The 17,838-nt window shown below is 67.0% G+C and carries 22 protein-coding genes and 1 pseudogene; 10 read left to right on the forward strand and 13 right to left on the reverse strand.

The annotated features are described in order from the left end of the window. Window positions 1-44 precede the first annotated feature (44 nt). Window positions 45-416, reverse strand: a complete 372-nt coding sequence (locus ACFMRZ_RS16625) for a DUF488 domain-containing protein (protein ID WP_400179856.1) — start codon at window positions 414-416, stop codon at window positions 45-47. A gap of 70 nt (window positions 417-486) precedes the next feature. Between ACFMRZ_RS16625 and ACFMRZ_RS16630 the strand changes: the two genes are divergently transcribed. From ACFMRZ_RS16630 to ACFMRZ_RS16640, 3 genes are all read left to right on the forward strand, one after another. Beyond that, a complete protein-coding gene (locus tag ACFMRZ_RS16630) occupies window positions 487-759 on the forward strand; it encodes a hypothetical protein (RefSeq protein WP_280272645.1) in 273 nt (90 codons plus the stop codon). Between the two features lie 121 nt (window positions 760-880). Further along, window positions 881-1,867, forward strand: a complete 987-nt coding sequence (locus ACFMRZ_RS16635; RefSeq protein ID WP_400179857.1) for an LLM class F420-dependent oxidoreductase — start codon at window positions 881-883, stop codon at window positions 1,865-1,867. Window positions 1,868-1,943: 76 nt separating this feature from the next. Further along, entirely contained in the window at window positions 1,944-2,258 is a 315-nt protein-coding gene (locus ACFMRZ_RS16640) for a glutaredoxin domain-containing protein (RefSeq protein ID WP_280365545.1), read from the forward strand. 18 nt (window positions 2,259-2,276) lie between these two features. On the opposite strand, the gene ACFMRZ_RS16645 is transcribed toward ACFMRZ_RS16640, so the two are convergent. The 3 genes and pseudogenes from ACFMRZ_RS16645 to ACFMRZ_RS16655 all read right to left on the reverse strand — a co-directional run bounded on the left by ACFMRZ_RS16645 (window position 2,277) and on the right by ACFMRZ_RS16655 (window position 3,436). Continuing rightward, complete coding sequence (locus ACFMRZ_RS16645) at window positions 2,277-2,600, reverse strand: Scr1 family TA system antitoxin-like transcriptional regulator (protein WP_400183066.1); 324 nt, start codon at window positions 2,598-2,600, stop codon at window positions 2,277-2,279. Between the two features lie 108 nt (window positions 2,601-2,708). Continuing rightward, a pseudogene (locus tag ACFMRZ_RS16650) lies at window positions 2,709-2,984 on the reverse strand (helix-turn-helix domain-containing protein); the annotation flags it as partial. Then, the gene (locus ACFMRZ_RS16655; RefSeq protein WP_400179858.1) at window positions 2,903-3,436 is read right to left on the reverse strand and encodes a DUF6879 family protein; all 534 of its coding nucleotides are present in this window, start codon (window positions 3,434-3,436) and stop codon (window positions 2,903-2,905) included. The pseudogene ACFMRZ_RS16650 and the gene ACFMRZ_RS16655, both read right to left, overlap by 82 nt. Before the next feature lie 495 nt (window positions 3,437-3,931). Between ACFMRZ_RS16655 and ACFMRZ_RS16660 the strand changes: the two genes are divergently transcribed. After that, complete coding sequence (locus tag ACFMRZ_RS16660; RefSeq protein ID WP_400179859.1) at window positions 3,932-4,084, forward strand: hypothetical protein; 153 nt, start codon at window positions 3,932-3,934, stop codon at window positions 4,082-4,084. Between the two features lie 104 nt (window positions 4,085-4,188). Here ACFMRZ_RS16660 and glyA read toward each other — a convergent pair whose 3' ends face one another. Beyond that, a complete protein-coding gene (gene glyA / locus ACFMRZ_RS16665; protein WP_280271425.1) occupies window positions 4,189-5,484 on the reverse strand; it encodes a serine hydroxymethyltransferase in 1,296 nt (431 codons plus the stop codon). A 58-nt stretch (window positions 5,485-5,542) separates the two neighbouring features. After that, window positions 5,543-6,742, reverse strand: coding sequence for a DUF885 domain-containing protein (locus ACFMRZ_RS16670; RefSeq protein WP_400179860.1), 1,200 nt, complete (start codon window positions 6,740-6,742; stop codon window positions 5,543-5,545). Window positions 6,743-6,966: 224 nt separating this feature from the next. Between ACFMRZ_RS16670 and coaA the strand changes: the two genes are divergently transcribed. Then, window positions 6,967-7,899 (forward strand): type I pantothenate kinase, encoded by a 933-nt coding sequence (coaA, locus tag ACFMRZ_RS16675; protein ID WP_280271423.1) that lies wholly within the window; start codon window positions 6,967-6,969, stop codon window positions 7,897-7,899. Window positions 7,900-7,905: 6 nt separating this feature from the next. On the opposite strand, the gene ACFMRZ_RS16680 is transcribed toward coaA, so the two are convergent. Together ACFMRZ_RS16680 and ACFMRZ_RS16685 are read right to left on the reverse strand one after the other, a co-directional pair. Then, the gene (locus tag ACFMRZ_RS16680) at window positions 7,906-8,508 is read right to left on the reverse strand and encodes a hypothetical protein (RefSeq protein WP_400179861.1); all 603 of its coding nucleotides are present in this window, start codon (window positions 8,506-8,508) and stop codon (window positions 7,906-7,908) included. 118 nt (window positions 8,509-8,626) lie between these two features. Further along, complete coding sequence (locus ACFMRZ_RS16685; RefSeq protein WP_280271421.1) at window positions 8,627-9,406, reverse strand: isoprenyl transferase; 780 nt, start codon at window positions 9,404-9,406, stop codon at window positions 8,627-8,629. A 252-nt stretch (window positions 9,407-9,658) separates the two neighbouring features. Here ACFMRZ_RS16685 and ACFMRZ_RS16690 point away from each other — a divergent pair, with 252 nt between their 5' ends. Together ACFMRZ_RS16690 and ACFMRZ_RS16695 are read left to right on the forward strand one after the other, a co-directional pair. Beyond that, window positions 9,659-10,282, forward strand: a complete 624-nt coding sequence (locus ACFMRZ_RS16690) for a hemolysin III family protein (RefSeq protein WP_400182885.1) — start codon at window positions 9,659-9,661, stop codon at window positions 10,280-10,282. Between the two features lie 120 nt (window positions 10,283-10,402). Continuing rightward, on the forward strand, window positions 10,403-11,989 hold the full coding sequence (locus ACFMRZ_RS16695) for an adenylate/guanylate cyclase domain-containing protein (protein ID WP_400179862.1): 1,587 nt from the start codon (window positions 10,403-10,405) through the stop codon (window positions 11,987-11,989). Between the two features lie 30 nt (window positions 11,990-12,019). Here ACFMRZ_RS16695 and ACFMRZ_RS16700 read toward each other — a convergent pair whose 3' ends face one another. Further along, window positions 12,020-12,607, reverse strand: a complete 588-nt coding sequence (locus ACFMRZ_RS16700) for a hypothetical protein (protein ID WP_280365507.1) — start codon at window positions 12,605-12,607, stop codon at window positions 12,020-12,022. 193 nt (window positions 12,608-12,800) lie between these two features. Beyond that, entirely contained in the window at window positions 12,801-14,855 is a 2,055-nt protein-coding gene (locus ACFMRZ_RS16705; protein ID WP_400179863.1) for a thioredoxin domain-containing protein, read from the reverse strand. 101 nt (window positions 14,856-14,956) lie between these two features. Here ACFMRZ_RS16705 and ACFMRZ_RS16710 point away from each other — a divergent pair, with 101 nt between their 5' ends. Continuing rightward, entirely contained in the window at window positions 14,957-15,232 is a 276-nt protein-coding gene (locus ACFMRZ_RS16710; protein WP_400179864.1) for a type II toxin-antitoxin system RelE/ParE family toxin, read from the forward strand. Then, window positions 15,174-15,494 carry a helix-turn-helix domain-containing protein gene (locus ACFMRZ_RS16715; RefSeq protein ID WP_400179865.1) on the forward strand — a complete coding sequence of 107 codons (321 nt, stop codon included), beginning with the start codon at window positions 15,174-15,176 and terminating at the stop codon, window positions 15,492-15,494. Before ACFMRZ_RS16710 ends, ACFMRZ_RS16715 begins: the two co-directional genes overlap by 59 nt. Window positions 15,495-15,769: 275 nt before the next feature. Here the strand turns inward: ACFMRZ_RS16715 and ACFMRZ_RS16720 are convergent, their stop codons facing one another. Continuing rightward, complete coding sequence (locus ACFMRZ_RS16720) at window positions 15,770-16,036, reverse strand: hypothetical protein (protein ID WP_400179866.1); 267 nt, start codon at window positions 16,034-16,036, stop codon at window positions 15,770-15,772. Between ACFMRZ_RS16720 and ACFMRZ_RS16725 the strand changes: the two genes are divergently transcribed. Beyond that, window positions 16,035-16,238: a calcium-binding protein gene (locus ACFMRZ_RS16725; protein WP_280271414.1), complete on the forward strand. Its 204-nt coding sequence runs from the start codon at window positions 16,035-16,037 to the stop codon at window positions 16,236-16,238. The genes ACFMRZ_RS16720 and ACFMRZ_RS16725 overlap by 2 nt on opposite strands. A gap of 258 nt (window positions 16,239-16,496) precedes the next feature. On the opposite strand, the gene ACFMRZ_RS16730 is transcribed toward ACFMRZ_RS16725, so the two are convergent. Then, the gene (locus ACFMRZ_RS16730; RefSeq protein ID WP_280271413.1) at window positions 16,497-16,790 is read right to left on the reverse strand and encodes a hypothetical protein; all 294 of its coding nucleotides are present in this window, start codon (window positions 16,788-16,790) and stop codon (window positions 16,497-16,499) included. Continuing rightward, on the reverse strand, window positions 16,787-17,701 hold the full coding sequence (gene mca, locus ACFMRZ_RS16735; protein WP_400179867.1) for a mycothiol conjugate amidase Mca: 915 nt from the start codon (window positions 17,699-17,701) through the stop codon (window positions 16,787-16,789). The genes ACFMRZ_RS16730 and mca overlap by 4 nt, the downstream gene beginning before the upstream one ends. Window positions 17,702-17,838 lie beyond the last annotated feature (137 nt).

A 17,838-nucleotide genomic window follows, 5' to 3' on the forward strand; every position in this document is an offset into this window, starting at 1 on the left:
ACACACATCTCATTTCGGATGGGTCACCGAGTGGACCGCGTTCGTTAGCGGCTGAGTAGCTCCAACAGTACCGAGACGTGGCTGTGCACCGGATCCCGAACCGCGGTCACGAGCGTGACGCGACCTCCGGCAACCAGCTCGCGCAGTCTCGCCAGACCTCGCTGGGGCTCATCCGCTGCAAGTTCTGCCAGGTAACGGTCGCGAAACTCGGCTTCGCGCGACTGCGGGTCGGCATGGAACCAGCGGCGTAGTTCGTTCGACGGTGTCACGTCCTTCGCCCACTCGTCGATGCGTGCCTGCTGTTTGCTGATGCCGCGCGGCCACAGCCGGTCGACCAGCACCCTGGTGCCGTCGGAATCCTCGGGCGGGTCGTAGACACGCTGCACGCGGAAACCGCCCGCGGGTTGCTGTGCCATGGCTCCATGGGAGCACAGTCGCGGGCCGCGATAGCGGACCACACGCCGCGGCACCGGATAGAGTCGACTCATGGCCGATGTTGAGCAACTGGAGCAGCTGTCGTCGAAGGAGCTGCACGACCGGGCCGTGAAGTACGCCGTCCGGCACGGCGATATCCGGTTCCTGTGGCGGCTGCTCGAGCAGATTCCCGCCGCCGCGGCCGCCTCCGGCGACATCGGCGAGAGCGAGGCCGACATCAAGTACGTGCTGCCGATGCTCGACGACTACGTGCACGCCGGCGATGGCAAGCTCGCCGAGGTGCTGCGGCCGCTGTACATCGAGTACCTGGCCGAGCACGACTGAGCCACATACACCCACATCACGCCGACAGCAAGGGCAGATCGCTCCCTGTCTCGCAGTCGTGCCGTGCGGGTAGCTTCGCGAAGGTGAGCATGTATCTACTTCCTCAGCGAAAGGTCGTCGGATGAGCATTCGCCTCGGGTACCAGATGCCGAACTTCAGTCATGCGACCTCGCCGCGCGAGCTGTTTCCCTCGGTGATCGCCCAGGCCCGGGCGGCGGAGGCGGCGGGCTTCGACGCCGCGTTCGTAATGGACCACTTCTATCAGCTGCCGGTGCTAGGTGCGCCGGAGGAGCCGATGCTGGAGGCGTACACCGCCCTCGGCGCGCTGGCCACCGCGACAGAGCGGATCCAGCTGTCCACCTTGGTCACCGGCAACACCTACCGCAATCCGGCGATGCTGGCCAAGACCGTCACCACGCTGGACGTGGTCAGCGGCGGGCGCGCGGTGCTCGGCATCGGCGCCGGGTGGTTCGAACTCGAGCACATCGGCTACGGCTACGAATTCGGCACGTTCACCGAACGCTTCCAGCGACTGGACGAGGCCCTGCAGATCATCCAGCCGATGCTGCGCGGGCAGCGTCCGACCTTCGACGGCAAGTGGTACCACACCCGCGAGGCCCTCAACGAGCCGCGCATCCGCGACGACCTGCCGATCATGCTCGGCGGCGGCGGGGAGAAGAAGACCTTCGCCCTGGCCGCCCGCTTCGCCGACCACCTGAACATCATCTGCGACGCTCCCGAACTGCCCGGCAAGATCGAGGCGCTGCGGCAGCGCTGCGCGGAGGCCGGGCGCGACCCGGCGACCTTGGAAACCAGCTTCCTCGCCTTCCTGATCGTCGACGAGGACGGCGACCGCGCCCGCGCACTGCAGGACGACCTGCTCCGGAAGCAGGCCGCCCAGGATCCCTCCGGCCCCTCGGTCGAGGAACTCCGCGAAGCACTCGGCCGCCGCCAGTTCGTCGGCGACCCCGACGATGTGGCCGACCAGATCCAGCGTCGCGTGCTCGACCACGGCGTGGACGGCGTGATCGTCAATATGGTCGCCAACGGCCACGAGCCGGGCGTGCTGGAACTGGCCGGGAAGACGCTCAGCCCCCTGGTGCACTGACCGGCCCGAATAGCCTTGGGCGGCAGCGAGACTGCTCCACCGCGGGTAGTCGTCGTGCGCGCCTTACACTTCGGCTATGTCCGCCGACTCCGCGCCCGAACTCATCGTCTACCGCCGCGACGGCTGCCCGTACTGCGCGCGGATGCGGCGAGTGCTCGATCGGCACGGCATCGTGCACCGTGAGGTCGACATCTGGAGCGACCCGCAAGCGGCCGACTTCGTCCGCTCGGTCGCCTACGGCAACGAGGCCGTGCCGACCGTCGTCCTACGCGACGGGTCCGGCGAACGGCACTGGGTGAACCCACACCCGAAGGACCTGATAGCGACAGTGACCGCCGATGCGCCCACGCTCACCGGCGGCCCACGTCATTTCCGTTTCCGGCTCTGGTAGGGGCTCAGCGGGCAGGCGCTATCCCTGATCGTCCGGACTCCGTCGAATTTCCAACGCAGTCCGGATCAGCGCTCGCGCCTTATCCCCTGTCACGGACTGACCCGCCAAGACATCGAATGCGCGGCCGTAGAGTGCGACCTCTCTCGGTTGGGTTACGGTCAATTCGGCCGTATGCCCCTCGATCTTTACCGTGCGATTGTCGAACATCATGAAATTCTCGACGGATACAACGGTCTCGGCGGTGAGCGGTACGATGCCCAGCAATTCGGCGGTCTGAAGCAGCCCAGGAATCACCTGGGGCTCATAATTTCTTATGAATTGAGCTGCGGCCTCGTTCTTCATTACGAGCTGTTGCGCCCGTTTGATCCCTCCGCCCAGCACACGCCGCCACTCCAGATACGCCGAGTCGACCGCGTGAAGTGTAGCCAGCAACTCCGGTAGCTCGTCACCAGCCCCGCAATGTCGGCAGTACGCACGAATATCATCGCTCGATGGGCGCGCTTTTCCGTGTTCTATACGCGATACCTTGGATTCGTGCCATCCTTCGCGAGCAGCGAGGTCTCGGCCTGTGACACCGGCATCTCGCCGTATCTCCCGGAGCCGCAGGCCGAGGGCCTCCCTGCCTTCCTGAGCCGAGTTCGTGACTATCGAGCGGTCACCGGACGTTCGTAGTAGTCGCGGTAAGGTATAGCAAAGGGCCAGAGCTTCGCCTTGGCCTCTCGGCAATACGTGACAATTCCGGGATCGGTCGTCGTTCCCGTACCCGCCGGTCTACCGTCGGCATCTGACAGATTGAATACCACTATTCTCTCATCGAATAGCCACCAATCGTCGGATGGCACGATTTCCGGCGGGACCGTATGACGTGGGATGTATCGAATGTCTTCGCCTGCCTCCACGTTCTCGCCCGTAACCGACAATAGCCAGCGCTGATAGCCGCTGTGCGGCACAGTGACTACCCGGATACGACTGACTCCGACACCTCGATCGGTCATATCCTGGATCAGCTGGATCCAATCGCTCTTGTCGTACTCCGGCGGCGGCTCGTCATTCAGGAACCGTCGCAGCGCCTCCGACTCGGACGGCTCCAGGTAGGAATCGCGGACTTCCATATGGAAAGCCGAGCGTCGACACTCGAGGAAGGGCCGAATCCAATCATCGAGTCCGCGAAACTCCACCGTAGTAGGTCCTCTCAGCCTTCGGTACTTCGACGACGTACCCCTCGCCCTTGGCATACAAGGTAGGGCACCCGTTCCTGCCGGATCCTCCACTGCCGAGGAACTTCAGATTCATGACGACTTCCCCTCATCGAATACTTGCGAGTTCTTGCGATGACAAGAGGCATTGTCTCGCGGAGTAATGAGCGCTGTACTCGGTTCTGTCAATATCTGCAAGTATCTGCAAGTATGTCGCCCTGGTGGTATCCAGCTTCCTAGCGTCGTAGGCGGCATTTCGAGCCGGCGGAATGGGACCGGTTCGGGGTTGCCATACCGACGGCTATGAGGGGACGAGATGGAGTGGCGCACACGGTTGTTCGAGTTTCCCGGGGGCGTGCTGGAAGTTCGCGCCTACGAAGGGGAGTCGGCCGAGGATGGGCCGGGGGTGTATTTGGAGTCCTCTTATCGCCGAGATGGTGATGCCGAGGATGGCGGGCTCGTGGAATGCGAGGCGTCATGAACGTGCTCGGATGGCAGGTTGGCCTCGTTATCGTGATCGGAATTCCGTTGGTGGTCTTCGCGATCGCGGTTTTATGGCCGCAGCGGACGCCGGAGGACAAGTCGGTGCGGGGAATCCGTGATCGGATCGAAGGCGAAGACGGGCGGTAAAAACGCGTCCACACCCGACAATACGACCGTGGCCCGTCGATGCACTGAGGCATCGACGGGCCACGGTCGTATTCGGAACCCTTGGGGCTCAGTTCATTACGGGCTCAGCCGAGCAGGCGCCAGTCCTCGAGGCCCTCGTAGAGCGGGAACTCCTGGGCCAGTTTGGCCACTCGGGCGCGCAGGGCGTCCTGGTCGGCGTCGCCCTTCAAGGCGGTGGCGATGATGTCGGCGACCTCGGTGAACTCGGTGTCGCCGAAACCGCGGGTGGCCAGGGCGGCGGTGCCGATGCGCAGGCCCGAAGTGACCATCGGCGGGCGGGGGTCGAACGGAACGGCGTTGCGGTTCACCGTGATTCCGATCTCGTGCAGCAGATCCTCGCCCTGCTGACCGTCGAGCACCGAGTTGCGCAGATCCACCAGTACGAGGTGTACGTCGGTGCCGCCGGTGAGCACCGTGATGCCCTTCGCGGAGACGTCGGCGGCGGCCAGTCGCTCGGCCAGCAGCTTCGCGCCCGTCAGCGTGCGCTCCTGGCGCTCCTTGAACTCCGGGGTGCCGGCGATCTTGAAGGCCACGGCCTTGGCGGCGATCGCGTGCATCAGCGGGCCGCCCTGCTGACCCGGGAACACCGCGCTGTTGAGCTTCTTGGCGTACTCCTGCTTGGCCAGAATCACGCCCGAGCGCGGGCCGCCGAGGGTCTTGTGCACGGTCGAGGAGACGACGTCGGCGTGCGGCACCGGCGAGGGATGCAGGTCCGCGGCCACCAGACCGGCGAAGTGCGCCATGTCGACCCACAGGTAGGCATCCACCTCGTCGGCAATCTCCCGGAACGCCGCGAAGTCCAGGTGCCGCGGATAGGCCGACCAACCGGCCACGATCACCCGCGGCCGCACCTCGCGCGCCTGCTTGCGCACCTCGTCCATGTCGATGCGGTGATCGTCCTTGCTCACCCCGTAGGCGTGTACCTCGTAGAGCTTGCCGGAGAAGTTCAGCCGCATGCCGTGAGTGAGGTGACCGCCGTGCGCCAGATCCAGACCGAGCAGCCGCTCGCCGGGGTTCATCAGCGACATCAGGACCGCGGCGTTGGCCTGCGCCCCCGAGTGTGGCTGCACGTTGGCGAAGTCCGCGCCGAACAGCGCCTTGACCCGCTCCCGCGCCAGATTCTCGACCACGTCGACGTGCTCGCAGCCGCCGTAGTAGCGCCGGCCCGGATAGCCCTCGGCGTACTTGTTGGTCAGCACGCTGCCCTGCGCCTGCAGCACCGCGCGCGGCACGAAGTTCTCCGAGGCGATCATCTCGAGGGTGTCGCGCTCGCGGGCCAGCTCACCGGCCATCGCGGTGGCCAGCTCGGGATCGAGTTCGGCGAGGGATTGCGTGTTGACAGAGGCGGTCGTCTGGGTCACGAGCACAGTCTATGTGCCGGGTGTCGCGCCCTCGAACGGTGCTCCCGGGACCGGGTGGTCAGGGCATCCCGCGCACCGCGCCCGGCGTGAGCGGTTCGTCGAGCAGGCGGCGGAATCGCTCGGCGCGCTCGTCCGCGTCGGCGGCCCGGTCCAGCCAGCCCCCGAGCAGGCGATAACCCTCGACATAGGTGCTGATGTAGGCCCGCCACAGCGGCGAGGACAGGAAGCGCAGCGACTGCCGCGCCCGCTCCGGCGTGGCCAGGTTCCAGCGCTGCAGGAACTCGGCGACCTCGTCCGCGCCGCGGCCCCGGTCGTGCAGTAGCAGCGCCGCGTCCTGCCGCACGCCCAGCAGTTTCGCCGAGGCGGCCGAAAGCCGTTCCGCGCGTTCGCCGTCGAAGCGCAGCCCGAGGTCGGCGTAGATGTCCTGCGCCCACGTCCCCCAGCCCGGCCCGACGATCGACTTCAGTGCCAGATCCGCCAGGCCCTCGGCCATCAGGCACTGCGGCGTGTTCACCAGGAACAGCGTCTGCTCGTCCTGCCCCGCCGCGACCAGCCCCGCCTCCTTGCGGCAGTGCTCGGTGTGGTGGCCCGGATACGCCTCGTGCGCGATCAGCGCGGGCAGATGCGCCATGTGCTGTTTGAGATCGGAATTGATCGCCACCCGGGAGCGGTAGTTGCCCAGGTAGTAGTTGAAACCCGACCACGGCTTGTCGCCGACCACCTCGTATTCGACGGTCTCGTGGTCGGGCAGCGGATAGCGAGCGCGCACGAGCTCGCGCAGCGCGCCGGAGAACGCGTCCACACAGGCGCGCAGCCGGTCCGGGGGAATCTCGTCGGCCCGGCGATGCGCGGTGACCCGTTCGGCCAGCGGTCCGTCGCCCGGCAGCACCTCGTCCATCTGCCGATGCGCCTCGCGGTAGTCCTCGACATCGCCCGGCGCGATCTCGACATCGAAATACGCGCGCACCTCGTCGACGAACGAGATCCGGTCACCGGCGAACTTGCGTCCGGAGCATTCCAGCGCCCGCAGATGGACGTCGAGGAATTCCGCGCGCTCGGTCGCCAAGCCGGACTCCGGCAGTTCTTTGCGCAAAGCCGCTGCCCGCGTGGCCAACTCGCGCGGCTCGGGCGCGGGTGCGTTCTCCACCGCGCGCCGCAGCGCCGGATCGCCGGTGTAGGCATCGACAAAGCCGGGCTCGAGGCGGTCGAATGCCAGCCCCAGCCGCAGGTATTCGGTCACGAGCGGATGCGCCTGCATGACCATCGACCTTAACGCCTGTTCATCGCCGCGTACACGGTGCCGGAGAGAGAATCGTCACGCCTTGTTACCCGCGAGTAGTAACACCCCGCGTACGGCGGTCCGTTGACCCAGAGGACAATTCGCCTATGCGAGGACAGTGGACCGGTTCTCACCGCGCCGGGGACGGCACCTGTGAGAACTCATCCGAAGTGCCGTGTTTACCGAGTCGAGGGCGTGGGTAAGTGGCGCGGATGAGCGAGCCGAGTCCGTATGTGGAATTCGACCGAAAACAGTGGCGCACGCTGCGGAAATCGACTCCTCTGGTACTCACCGAGGAAGAGTTGGTCGGGCTGCGCGGACTCGGTGAGCAGATCGACCTCGAGGAAGTCGCGGAGGTCTATCTGCCCCTCGCCCGGCTGATCCACCTGCAAGTGGCCGCACGGCAGCGGTTGTTCGCCGCGACCGCCACCTTCCTCGGCGAAACCCATCCCGACCACCAGGTACCGTTCGTGATCGGCATCGCGGGCAGCGTCGCCGTCGGCAAATCCACCACCGCCCGTGTGCTGCAGGCGCTGCTCGCCCGCTGGGAGCATCACCCCCGCGTCGACCTCGTCACCACCGACGGATTCCTCTATCCCACCGCCGAACTCACCCGGCGCGGCATCATGCATCGCAAGGGTTTCCCGGAAAGCTACGACCGCCGCAAATTACTGCGATTCGTCACCGAGGTGAAATCCGGTGCGGCCGAGGTGTGCGCGCCGATGTATTCGCACATTCTCTACGACATCGTGCCGGGTGATTTCCATTGTGTGCGGCAACCGGACATTCTCATCATGGAGGGTCTCAACGTCCTGCAAACCGGGCCGCGGTTGATGGTGTCGGATCTGTTCGATTTCTCGATCTATGTCGACGCGCGCATCGAGGACATCGAAACCTGGTACGTGAATCGTTTTCTGTCGCTGCGCAAGACGGCGTTCGCGAATCCGAAATCTCACTTCCACCACTACGCCAAGTTCTCCGACAAGGAGGCCACGATCGCGGCCCAGGAGATCTGGAACGCCACCAACCGGCCCAATCTGGTGGAGAACATCCTGCCCACTCGCCCGCGCGCGACCCTGGTGCTGCGCAAGGATTCCGATCACACCATCAACCGGATCCGGTTGCGCAAACTGTAGCGCCGGTCAGACCTGCCAGGCCGCGTCCAGCCGGGCCGCCACATCGATATCGCGCACCGCGGCGATATGCGGTTTGCGAATTTCCTTGGCGATATAGCGCGCCACGAAACGACGGATCTCGTGATCGACACTGGCCAGAATGCGCAGCAACTGGCCGCGCCGGGTCGCGGTGGCGACATTGATGCGCACATCGCCCGGTCGCGGCTCGGCGATGTCGATGAGCACGCGCAGCGGTTCGGCCGTCCGCACGGTCAGGTGGACGTGCACATAGCCCTCGACCTGGAAGCGATGCCGGTCCAGGGCCAGATCGAGCAGCAGATCGACGCTGAGCGGGATGGCCAGATCGAACTCGATGTGGTTGCCGACGTCGCGTTTCAGCGTCGGTTCGCCCAGTTGGACCTGCGCCGACACCTTGGCCAGCCGTCCCGGACCGACCCCGATGGGGCCGAAATCGAAAGCGGCGCCGGTCAATTGGCCGAATGCGCCGGTGATGCGCTGCTCCGACGCGGCATACAGCAGGAATCGCCGCCCGAATTCCTCGTAGCTGAGGTAGGTCGGCGGCGCGCCGGCCGCGACCGTGCTGCGCTGCCCGGTCCCGTTGTCGCTCATGTTCGCACGGTACGCGAGCCGCATGCCCTGGTGAGCCCGTGATCACGCAATGCAACAGAGCTGTGCTCGATCGCGTGTCCGCGGCAGTGCGGGGTTGCGGCCTCGTGACCGGGGCGGCTCAGGTCCCGTAGCGCCGATGCCTTGCGGCGTAATCGCGCAACGCACGAAGAAAATCCACCCGCCGGAACTCCGGCCAGTACGCCTCGGTGAACCAGATCTCCGAATAGGCGCTCTGCCACAGCAGGAAGCCCGACAGCCGCTGCTCGCCGGAGGTGCGAATGACCAGGTCCGGGTCCGGCTGCCCGGAGGTGTACAGGTGCTGGCCGATCGCGTTGACGGTGATCGACTGCACCAGATCCTCGCCGGTCTCCCCCGCCGACATCTCCTGGCGCACCAGCGAGCGCACCGCGTCGGCGATCTCCTGCCGGCCGCCGTAGCCGATCGCTACGTTGACGTGCACGCCGTTGCGGCCGTGCGTCTCCGCGGCCGCTTTCTCCATGCGCCGCGCGATATCGGCCGGCAGCCCGTCCAGCGAGCCGACGATGCGTACGCTCCAGTTCCGTTCCGGCGCCGACAGTTCCTCCACGACGTCCGGGATCACCTCGAACAGCGTCTCCAGTTCGTCCTGGCCGCGGCTGAGGTTCTCGGTCGACAGCAGGTAGACCGTCACCATCTCGATGCCCTCGGCCTCACACCAGCCGACCAGTTCGGCGATCCGCAGTGCCCCGACCCGATGCCCGTGGCTGACGTCGGTGAAACCGTTCTCCCGCGCCCAGCGCCGATTTCCGTCACAGACGACCGCTACATGACGCGGATGTTGTTTGCCCGCCAGCTGTTTCGACAGCCGCGCCTCGTAGATGCGATATGGCAGGCCACGCACCCGACTAGCAAGTTCCACGAACAGCCACCCTACGCCGCCGTGTCACGTCACCGCCTTTTCGGCCTGACAAGCCTCGGCGCGCGCAGGCGCCGCACACCTGCGCGGCGCGACGCGCTGAAGCACGCGTTCGCGCCCGGTACAGTGGCAACAGAGCCAACCTACGGGACCGTAGGTTACAGAGGAGGTCATTGCGTGGCGGAGACGGTACAACGGGCGAATCCCGTGCTCGGAGCCCTGGAGGAGCTGCGAAATGTGCCGCTCAAGCCGCGCATGCGCGGGTGGATCCACACCTACGCGGTCGGCATCGCGGCCGTGGCGGTGATCGCCCTGACCGGCACTGCCGCGACGGTGTCGGCGAAGGCCGGGTGGTCGACGCTGGTATACGGGCTGACGGTGTGCGGGGTGTTCGGCGTCAGCGCCGTCTATCACCGGGTGAACTGGCGCACCGAGCGGTCGCGCATTCACATGAAGCGCGCCGATCATTCGATGATCTTCCTGTTCATCGCCGGCAGCTACACGCCCTTCGCGCTGCTAGGACTGCCGACGCCGACCGGGGTCACGCTGCTGGCGGTCGTCTGGGCGGGCGCGCTGGCGGGGGTCGCGCTGAAATTGCTGTGGCCGACCGCGCCGCGCTGGGTCGGGGTGCCGCTGTACTTGCTGCTGGGCTGGGCGGTGGTGCCGGTGGCGGCGACGCTGACCCACAATGTCGGCGTCGCGCCGATGGTGTTGCTGCTCGTCGGCGGGCTCGCCTACAGCGGCGGCGCCGTGCTGTACGCCACTCAGTGGCCCAATCCCTGGCCGGAGACCTTCGGGCATCACGAGTTCTTCCATGCGGCAACGGTTCTCGCGGCGCTGTGCCACTACGCGGCGGTCTGGCTGGTCCTGCTGAACTGACCGGTGGAGTGACGCGTCCGACAAGATCGGCCGGAACCCGCCGCAGGTCACCGTCCGGGTTCTATGCTCCTCCTTCGTGTTCCCCGAACCGATTCGCACGTCCGCGGCCGATCCCTCGCCATGATCAATCGGCTGATTCTGCTCGCGCTGCGAGCGCCCTGGGGGCTGTCGTTCGTGGTGATGGCCTGCAATCTCGGCGGTCTGGGCGTCATCCTCACCGAACTGTCGCTCAGTGGATTCCTCGGGCGGCTCGGGCCGGACTGGATGACCGCGCTGGTCCAGGCGTCGATCTATCCGGCGATCGGCGCGGTGGCCGGGATCATCCTCGCGGTGCGCGATCGGTTCTATTACTTCGGCTGGCTGGATCAGGGGCGCAAGCCGGGTGCGGCGGAGGCGCGGCGGCTGCTGAACCTGCCGATGGCGATCACGCTGCGCGCCCTCGCCATCTGGTTGCCCGGCGTGATCATCGCCACGGTGATCTTCGCGCAGGTGATTCCGTCGCGGGCGATCGCGGTGGTCGGCGCGATGTTCACGCTCGGCGCGTTCGAATCGGCCGGGTTCACCTTCCTCGTCGTCGATCGGTTGATCCGGCCCACAATCCCGATCGTCTCCTCGGTGCTCGGCGGGACGATGCACTGGAGTTCCACGGTGCTCAACCGGGTCGTCGTGTCGTGGGCGGTGGCCGGCGCCATGCCGTTGCTGATGTTGATCACCGTGCTGGCCGACCCGGTGGCGACCGCCGAGGACCGGATTCGCACCGCCGTGTACATGTCCGTCGTCGGGCTCGCTGTGGGCGCGTTGTCGACGGCGACCCTGGCGCGCGCCGTCGCGGCGCCGGTGCGCGCGCTGCGCCGGGCGCTGGATCGCATCGCGCGCGGCGAGCTGGATGTCCGGGTTCCGGTCGGCAGCGCCAGCGAGATCGGGCGGCTGGAGCATTCGGTGAACGAGCTGGCCGCCAATCTGACCGAGCGCGAACGGATGCGGGCCGTGTTCGGCCGGCACGTCGGCACCGAGGTCGCCGAGCGCGCGCTCGCCGGTGGGCTCGACCTCACCGGCGACATCCGGCCGGTGACCGCGCTGTTCGTCGATGTCGTCGGCTCGGTGGCGCTGTCCACTGGGATCGAACCCAGCGAGTTCGTCGCCAAGCTGAACCGGCTGCTGACGATCGTGGTGTCGGCCACCGAGAACAACGGCGGGCTGGTCAACAAGTTCGAGGGCGATGCGGCGCTGTGCATCTTCGGCGCGCCGATCGCGTTGCGCGACAATGCCACTCCGGCGCTGCGCGCGGCGCGCCGGATTCGCGACGAGGTGGCCGCGGCGGGCGAACTGGATATCGGCATCGGGGTGGCGCGGGGCATGGTCTTCGCCGGCGACGTCGGCACGGACACCCGGCTGGAGTACACCGTGATCGGCGACGCGGTCAACGAGGCGTCCCGACTCACCACCGAGGCCAAGCACGTCGACCGCCGAATCCTGGTGTCCCAGGCGGTAATCGACGCCGCCACCGCCGACGAACGAGCCCTCTGGACCCACTACGAGACGATCCAGCTCCGCGGGCGGGTGGAGCCGACCTCCTGCTGGACGGACATACAGGTCAGCCCCGGCGACGATGGTGCGTCCGGCGGCAACGGCACCGGCGAGGACGACCTCGAGGATCTGAAACCACTCGGCACCCAGATCGGCGAAGCGGAAGCGGCACCGGGGTAGTGGTCACGCCCTCGACATCGGCTCGCGCGATCAGGGCTTCCAGGTGATGCGGCCGCCTTGGAAGTCCTGGGCCTTGCCGCCCTGGTAGTCGTATTCGTCGCTGGTCGGGTAGCCGTAGCGGCCCTTCTCGGCGACCTCGGTGGACCAGGTGTCGCGGATGGCGCCCCATACCGCGTGCGCGCCGGTCTTGGACGACCAGTAGACCGAGCCGCCGTTGAACAGGTTGTAGCGACCCTGGCCGTCCTTGCCGGCCTTCTGCTCGTCGGTCACCGGATAGCCCAGTGCGCCGTTCTCCCAGCCGAGGGCGCCCCACTTGTCCCGGATGAGGCCGCCGACGGCGTGCGCGTCGGTGCCCACCGACCAGTAGATCGAGTTGTTGCGCTCGAATGCCTGGAACTTGCCGCCGCCGCCCGCGTCGGATTCGGGCGAGACCGGGTTGCCGAAGGTGGCGAACCCGCCCGCCCGGTCGTACTCGGCCTCGATCGCCCCGCCGACCTCGAAGGGGCCGATCGGCCTGGCCTGCGCGGCGCCGACGGACACTGTCAGTGCCAGCGCCGCGGCGGCGACGGCGAAACCGGACGAACGAACGATACGAATTCCTCGACGTGGCAGTCTCACGCGATCTCCCTGGGGCCTGGGTAGTGCTTGCCTGACAGTTGCTGCCGACTCGGACATCCTGCACGGGGCAGTCCCGGTCGGCAAGCGCCGCGCCACGGACACACCCTCTGCATGCATATCCGCTATGACCGGCGTTCCGGAAGGTCAGCGGCGACCCCGGACGCTATCGAGATCGGTCGAGAGGCGTCGATCGTTACCGGTCCGAGACCAAAGCGGCCTCGAGTTCGGCCGGATCGCCGACCGGAAGATCGCAGACCGACCCGCGGCAGACATAGGCGGCCGGCCGATCGGCAACCGGCTGGCGATCGGCCAGCAACGGGACCGAGTTCGGCGCGCCCGCCACCACCGCGGCCCCGCCGGGCGCGACGCGGCGCGCCGCCACGGTCAGCTCGGCGGTCTCCGGATCGATGCCGTGCGGCAGCGCGATCGCCACCTGGATCGGGCCCCGCACCGCCGCCTCCGCGACCGCCAGCCACTGCCCGCCCGAGCGCGGGGCCCGAGCCAGCACGATCGCGCCGCGCTGCACGGTCTGTTCGGCCAGTTCGCGATAGTGGGCGGAGCGGGTGGAGTCGGCGAGGACCGACGCGGTCAGCAGCGCCTCGGCGAAGGACGACGCTCCCGCGGGTGTGGCGCCGTCGAGTGGGTCGCGGGGACGGCTCACCAGTGTCTCGGCGTCGTCGGCGGTGTCGTACCAGTTGCCGGGTGTGTCGGGATCGGCGAAATGCGCTGCGGCCGTGTCGATCAGGCGGCGCGCGTGCTCGAGCCAGTCGGGATCGCCGGTGGCCTGGTGCACCGCCAGCAGACCGGTGGCGAGCCAGGCGTAGTCCTCCAGCACACCGACGGCCGTACCCGCCACACCGCCCAGCGACGCGCGCACCAGGCGACCGTCGATCACGTGCTCCGACAACAGGAATCGGGCGCAACGCACGGCCGCCTCGACCCAGTCCGGGCGGGCGAGGGCCGCACCGGCCTCGGCCAGCGCGACGATAGCCATGCCGTTCCAGGCGGTCACCACCTTGTCGTCGCGCTCGGGCTGCGGGCGCCTGTCGCGCGCCTCCCGCAATCGTGCCCGGACGCGGTCGAAGCGCTCGGTGTCCTCCGCATCGGCGTACCTGGTCGGCACCGAGGCGCCGTGCTCGAAGTTGCCCTCCGCGGTGACGCCGAAAACCTCTGCGGCCCAAGCACCGTCGTCCGCGCCGAGCACCTCGGTCAGTTGCGCCGGGGTCCAGACGTAGGTGGCGCCCTCGACGCCGGGACCGCCGGGCTCCACATGCGTGTCGGCGTCCAGCGCGGAGGCGAAGCCGCCTTCCGCGGTCCCCAGATCATCGATCAGGAACTGCGCGGTCTCCGTCGCGACTCGCAGCGAAAGCGCCTGTCCCGCAGCATCGTTCGCCGGACGCCGGGCCAGATGCGCGTAGACGCGCAGCAATTGCGCGTTGTCGTAGAGCATCTTCTCGAAATGCGGTACGACCCAGGCGGCGTCGACCGAATAGCGCGCAAAACCCCCGCGTAGCTGGTCGTAGATGCCGCCGCGCGCCATCGCGGCCGCCGTCCGCGAAACCGCCTGCAGCGCTTGCTCGTCGCCGGTGCGCTCGTAATGCCGCAGCAGTCCCTCCAGCAACGCCGACGGCGGAAACTTCGGCGCCCCACCGAATCCTGCATAACGCGGATCGACATCGCCCAGCACGGTCGCGACCGCATGCCGCAACAGGTCCGGCCCGACCGCCAGCTCACTATTGGGCAACCCATCCCCCTGCTCCCGCAACGCCTGCGCCACCTGCGCGGCCGCCTGATCCACCTCGTCGCGCCGGTTGCGCCAGGTATCGGTCACCGCCGCGAGCAACTGCGTGAACGACGGCATCCCCCCACGCGGCGTCTTCGGGTAGTAGGTCCCGCAGTAGAACGGCTCCCCCTCCGGCGTCAGGAAGCAGGTCATCGGCCACCCACCCTGCCCCGTCATAGCCACCGTCGCCGTCATATAGACAGCATCGAGGTCAGGCCGCTCCTCCCGATCCACCTTCACACACACGAAATTCTCGTTCATCACCGCCGCAGTCGCCTCGTCCTCGAACGACTCGTGCGCCATCACGTGACACCAGTGGCAGCTCGCATACCCCACCGACAGCAATATCGGCACATCCCGTGCCGCCGCCTCCGCCAGCGCATCGGCACCCCACTCCCGCCAATCAACCGGATTATCGGCATGCTGACGCAGGTACGGCGAGGTCGCGCTGCCCAATCGATTCACGCCTCCAGCGTCCCATACCAGGACGGCGCTGCAGACGTTGAGCTATAGCAAATGCTATAGCTCAACGGTGGATTGGGACATCTACCAGACTGACGAGGTCAGTGGATACCGGATCCAGGAGTGCCAAGCTGAAAGAGTTGCGCCCGCGGCAGACGGTGATCCGAATTTTGTTTGTGTTCGATCCGTGGCGGTCGGCCATCCTCCTGGTCGGCGGGGACAAAACAGGCCAGTGGAACGCCTGGTATGAGCAAGCCATCCCCCATGCGGAATCACTCTACGAGATCTACTTGAAAGAACGAGCCGAGGAGGAACGGGGAAATGAGCAGCTTCAGCAAGTGGGACAGGGCCGCTTATCGCAAGCGGGTCGACGAGGATGAGGCCGCGCGCCGGCGCGGCGCGATCATGGCCGAACTGTGGGGGCAGCAGCTTGCCGAGGAACGGAAACGGCTGAACTTCACCCAAGCAGGACTGGCGGAGCTCATGGGGGTCAGTCCCGGTCGGGTCTCGCAGATCGAACGCGGTGAGGTTGCGACCGTGGATGCCATCGCCGCCTATGTCTCGGCGCTCGGCGGCAAGCTCGAACTCTTCGCCGATATCGGCGGTCACCTGCTGCGGCTGCCCACCAATCCAGCCGCCTGACAACAGAACCGGGGCCGCGTGGATGGTCGGAGTGCGGCCGTCTCGGACCGAACGAGCACAACGGCGGAAGCGGCCGGGGCACAAACAATCCAATAGTTTGTATTGTGGGACAAGGTAATACGCGAAATTGGGTGGGTGCGGAGTGTATCGCGCGGCTCTGGATTCGCGATTATTCGAACTATGAACGCCGCGAAATCCACACACCACATTGTCGGTGTGTCCGCACCCGTCGCCGCAGGGCCGAGTTCGAACCGCCCGCGCCGGAAAGGTGCCGTCTACCTCGCCCTCGCCGTCACGACGGCCTGGCTGAGTACCGGGTGCGGACCCGCTACCGATCCAGCCGCAGGCCCGAGTACCACCGCGGCGACATCCGCACCGAGCACGTCGGCTACTTCGAGCGCGGCGACCACCACACCGGCGACCACGACTCCAGCAACGACCACCCCGGCGACGACCACCCCGCTCGCCGCACCACCACCGCCACAGCCACCGACCACCGAAGCGACTCGCGCCGTCACACTGATGCCGGCTGTCGTCTGCATGAACCTGCAAGACGCCCAGAACACGGTCCAGAAGGCCGGAGTCTTCTTCTCCCGCTCCCTGGACGCCACCGGAGCCGGCCGCAGGCAGGTCCTCGACCGCAATTGGCTGGTCGTCGCTCAAACCCCCTCCCCCGGAACGCCTTTCACCGAAGGCGAAGCAGTGCTGTCGGTCGTGAAGTACGGAGAACCGAACTCCTGCTGACCGCGGCCGACATCGAAGATTCCATCGGAATACGAGCTGTGCTGAAACCGCAACGCAGTCATGTCTCCCACGGGGTATTTCGCAGGTATGACTACTACGACCTCGCTGGGCGCCTCGCCCACACGCCGCCGTCCCTGGTTCGCCGATCTGGAAGATGCCGAGCGCCGGGGTGCGCACGGGAGTGCGGGGATCGGGTACTTCGATTGTGATTGTGATCTGTGTCGGCGGCGGCACCATGATCCGCCGTTCTGAAAGAAGCTAGGTGCCCTTGTGCTGGTCCGGCTTCGCGGAGCTGTCGGAGACCGGCTCGGGCTCGGCGGAATCCTGTTGTACCGCACCGGGGTCGGTGCCCTCGTCGGCTTCCTGGTCCGGCTCGGGATGCTCGGGGGAGAACTCGGCGGGCAGGCGTTTGATGTGCTTGTTCATCGAGCGGACCAGCAGGACCGTGCCGACCAGCAGCACCAGCACGATGACCAGGCCCAGCGGGGAGGCCTTGCCGAATTCGGGGCCGGTGGGGTTGGTGGCCGGTTGGGCGAGCAGGGTGACGATCATCGGGTGGTGTCCTCGAGCGCGGTGCGCGCGTCCTCGTCCTCGCGGATGCCGGCGAACAGGTCCGTTTCGGGGATCTCGGTACTCACCCGGGTGCGGGCCAGCTCGAACTCCTCGGTGGGCCACAGCCGCTGCTGCATCTCCATCGGGATGGCGAAGAACGCCCCGTTCGGGTCGATCTGGGTGGCATGGGCGCGCAGGGCGTCGTCACGCTGCGGGAAGTACTTGCCGCACTCGATCTGGGTGGTCACCCGGCCCATGATGTCGCCGCGCTCGGCGGCCATCGCGCGGAACCGGTCCAGCCACTCCTGCATCGGGAACGGCTCACCGATCCGCTCGAACTCGTCGGCGAACACTTCCATCCGCTGAATGCTGAAACCGTGGTCGTAGTACAACTTCAGCGGTTTCCACGGCTCGCCGGCGTCGGGGAACCGCTCCGGGTCGCCCGCGGCCTCGAAGGCCGCCACCGACACCTTGTGGCACATGATGTGATCGGGATGCGGATAGCCACCGTTCTCGTCGTAGGTGGTCATCACGTGCGGCCTGAACTCGCGCACCACCCGCACCAGCGCCTCGGTGGCCTCCTCGAGCGGCACCAGCGCGAACGATCCCTCGGGTAGCGGCGGCAGCGGATCGCCCTCGGGCAGGCCGGAATCCACGAAACCCAGCCAGTGCTGCCGCACGCCGAGCGCCCTGGCCGCCTCGGCCATCTCCTCGCGCCGCACCTCGTTGATGCGATCGAGGATGCCGGGCACATCCATCGCCGGGTTCAGGATCGAGCCGCGCTCGCCGCCGGTCAGGGTGACGACCAGGACGTCGTTGCCCTCCGCGGCGTACTTCGCGGTCGTCGCGGCGCCCTTGCTGGACTCGTCGTCGGGGTGGGCGTGCACCGCCATGAGGCGAAGGCCACTCACGTCTCGTTCACCTCGTTGCTCAACGTCTACACCTCATTGCTTTCCGCCGCGGGTGTCGAACCTGTGGCGCCGGCGGGACCCGCGCCGATCTCCACCCCCTATAGTTCCATCCGACCGTCATTTGTTCCGAGTTACCC

It is taken from the genome of Nocardia sp. N2S4-5, from assembly GCF_044628355.1.
GTDB lineage: Bacteria > Actinomycetota > Actinomycetes > Mycobacteriales > Mycobacteriaceae > Nocardia > Nocardia wallacei_B.

Coding starts and splice junctions, on each gene's coding strand:
- ACFMRZ_RS16695 (WP_400179862.1), top strand. CDS start 10,403: ATGATCAATCGGCTGATTCTGCTCGCGCTGCGAGCGCCCTGGGGGCTG.
- ACFMRZ_RS16635 (WP_400179857.1), top strand. CDS start 881: ATGAGCATTCGCCTCGGGTACCAGATGCCGAACTTCAGTCATGCGACC.
- ACFMRZ_RS16690 (WP_400182885.1), top strand. CDS start 9,659: ATGCGCGGGTGGATCCACACCTACGCGGTCGGCATCGCGGCCGTGGCG.
- ACFMRZ_RS16645 (WP_400183066.1), bottom strand. CDS start 2,600: ATGAAGAACGAGGCCGCAGCTCAATTCATAAGAAATTATGAGCCCCAG.
- ACFMRZ_RS16720 (WP_400179866.1), bottom strand. CDS start 16,036: ATGCAGACGACAGCCGGCATCAGTGTGACGGCGCGAGTCGCTTCGGTG.
- ACFMRZ_RS16630 (WP_280272645.1), top strand. CDS start 487: ATGGCCGATGTTGAGCAACTGGAGCAGCTGTCGTCGAAGGAGCTGCAC.
- ACFMRZ_RS16680 (WP_400179861.1), bottom strand. CDS start 8,508: ATGAGCGACAACGGGACCGGGCAGCGCAGCACGGTCGCGGCCGGCGCG.
- ACFMRZ_RS16730 (WP_280271413.1), bottom strand. CDS start 16,790: ATGATCGTCACCCTGCTCGCCCAACCGGCCACCAACCCCACCGGCCCC.
- ACFMRZ_RS16670 (WP_400179860.1), bottom strand. CDS start 6,742: ATGCAGGCGCATCCGCTCGTGACCGAATACCTGCGGCTGGGGCTGGCA.
- ACFMRZ_RS16725 (WP_280271414.1), top strand. CDS start 16,035: ATGAACCTGCAAGACGCCCAGAACACGGTCCAGAAGGCCGGAGTCTTC.
- ACFMRZ_RS16640 (WP_280365545.1), top strand. CDS start 1,944: ATGTCCGCCGACTCCGCGCCCGAACTCATCGTCTACCGCCGCGACGGC.
- ACFMRZ_RS16660 (WP_400179859.1), top strand. CDS start 3,932: ATGAACGTGCTCGGATGGCAGGTTGGCCTCGTTATCGTGATCGGAATT.
- ACFMRZ_RS16715 (WP_400179865.1), top strand. CDS start 15,174: ATGAGCAGCTTCAGCAAGTGGGACAGGGCCGCTTATCGCAAGCGGGTC.
- ACFMRZ_RS16625 (WP_400179856.1), bottom strand. CDS start 416: ATGGCACAGCAACCCGCGGGCGGTTTCCGCGTGCAGCGTGTCTACGAC.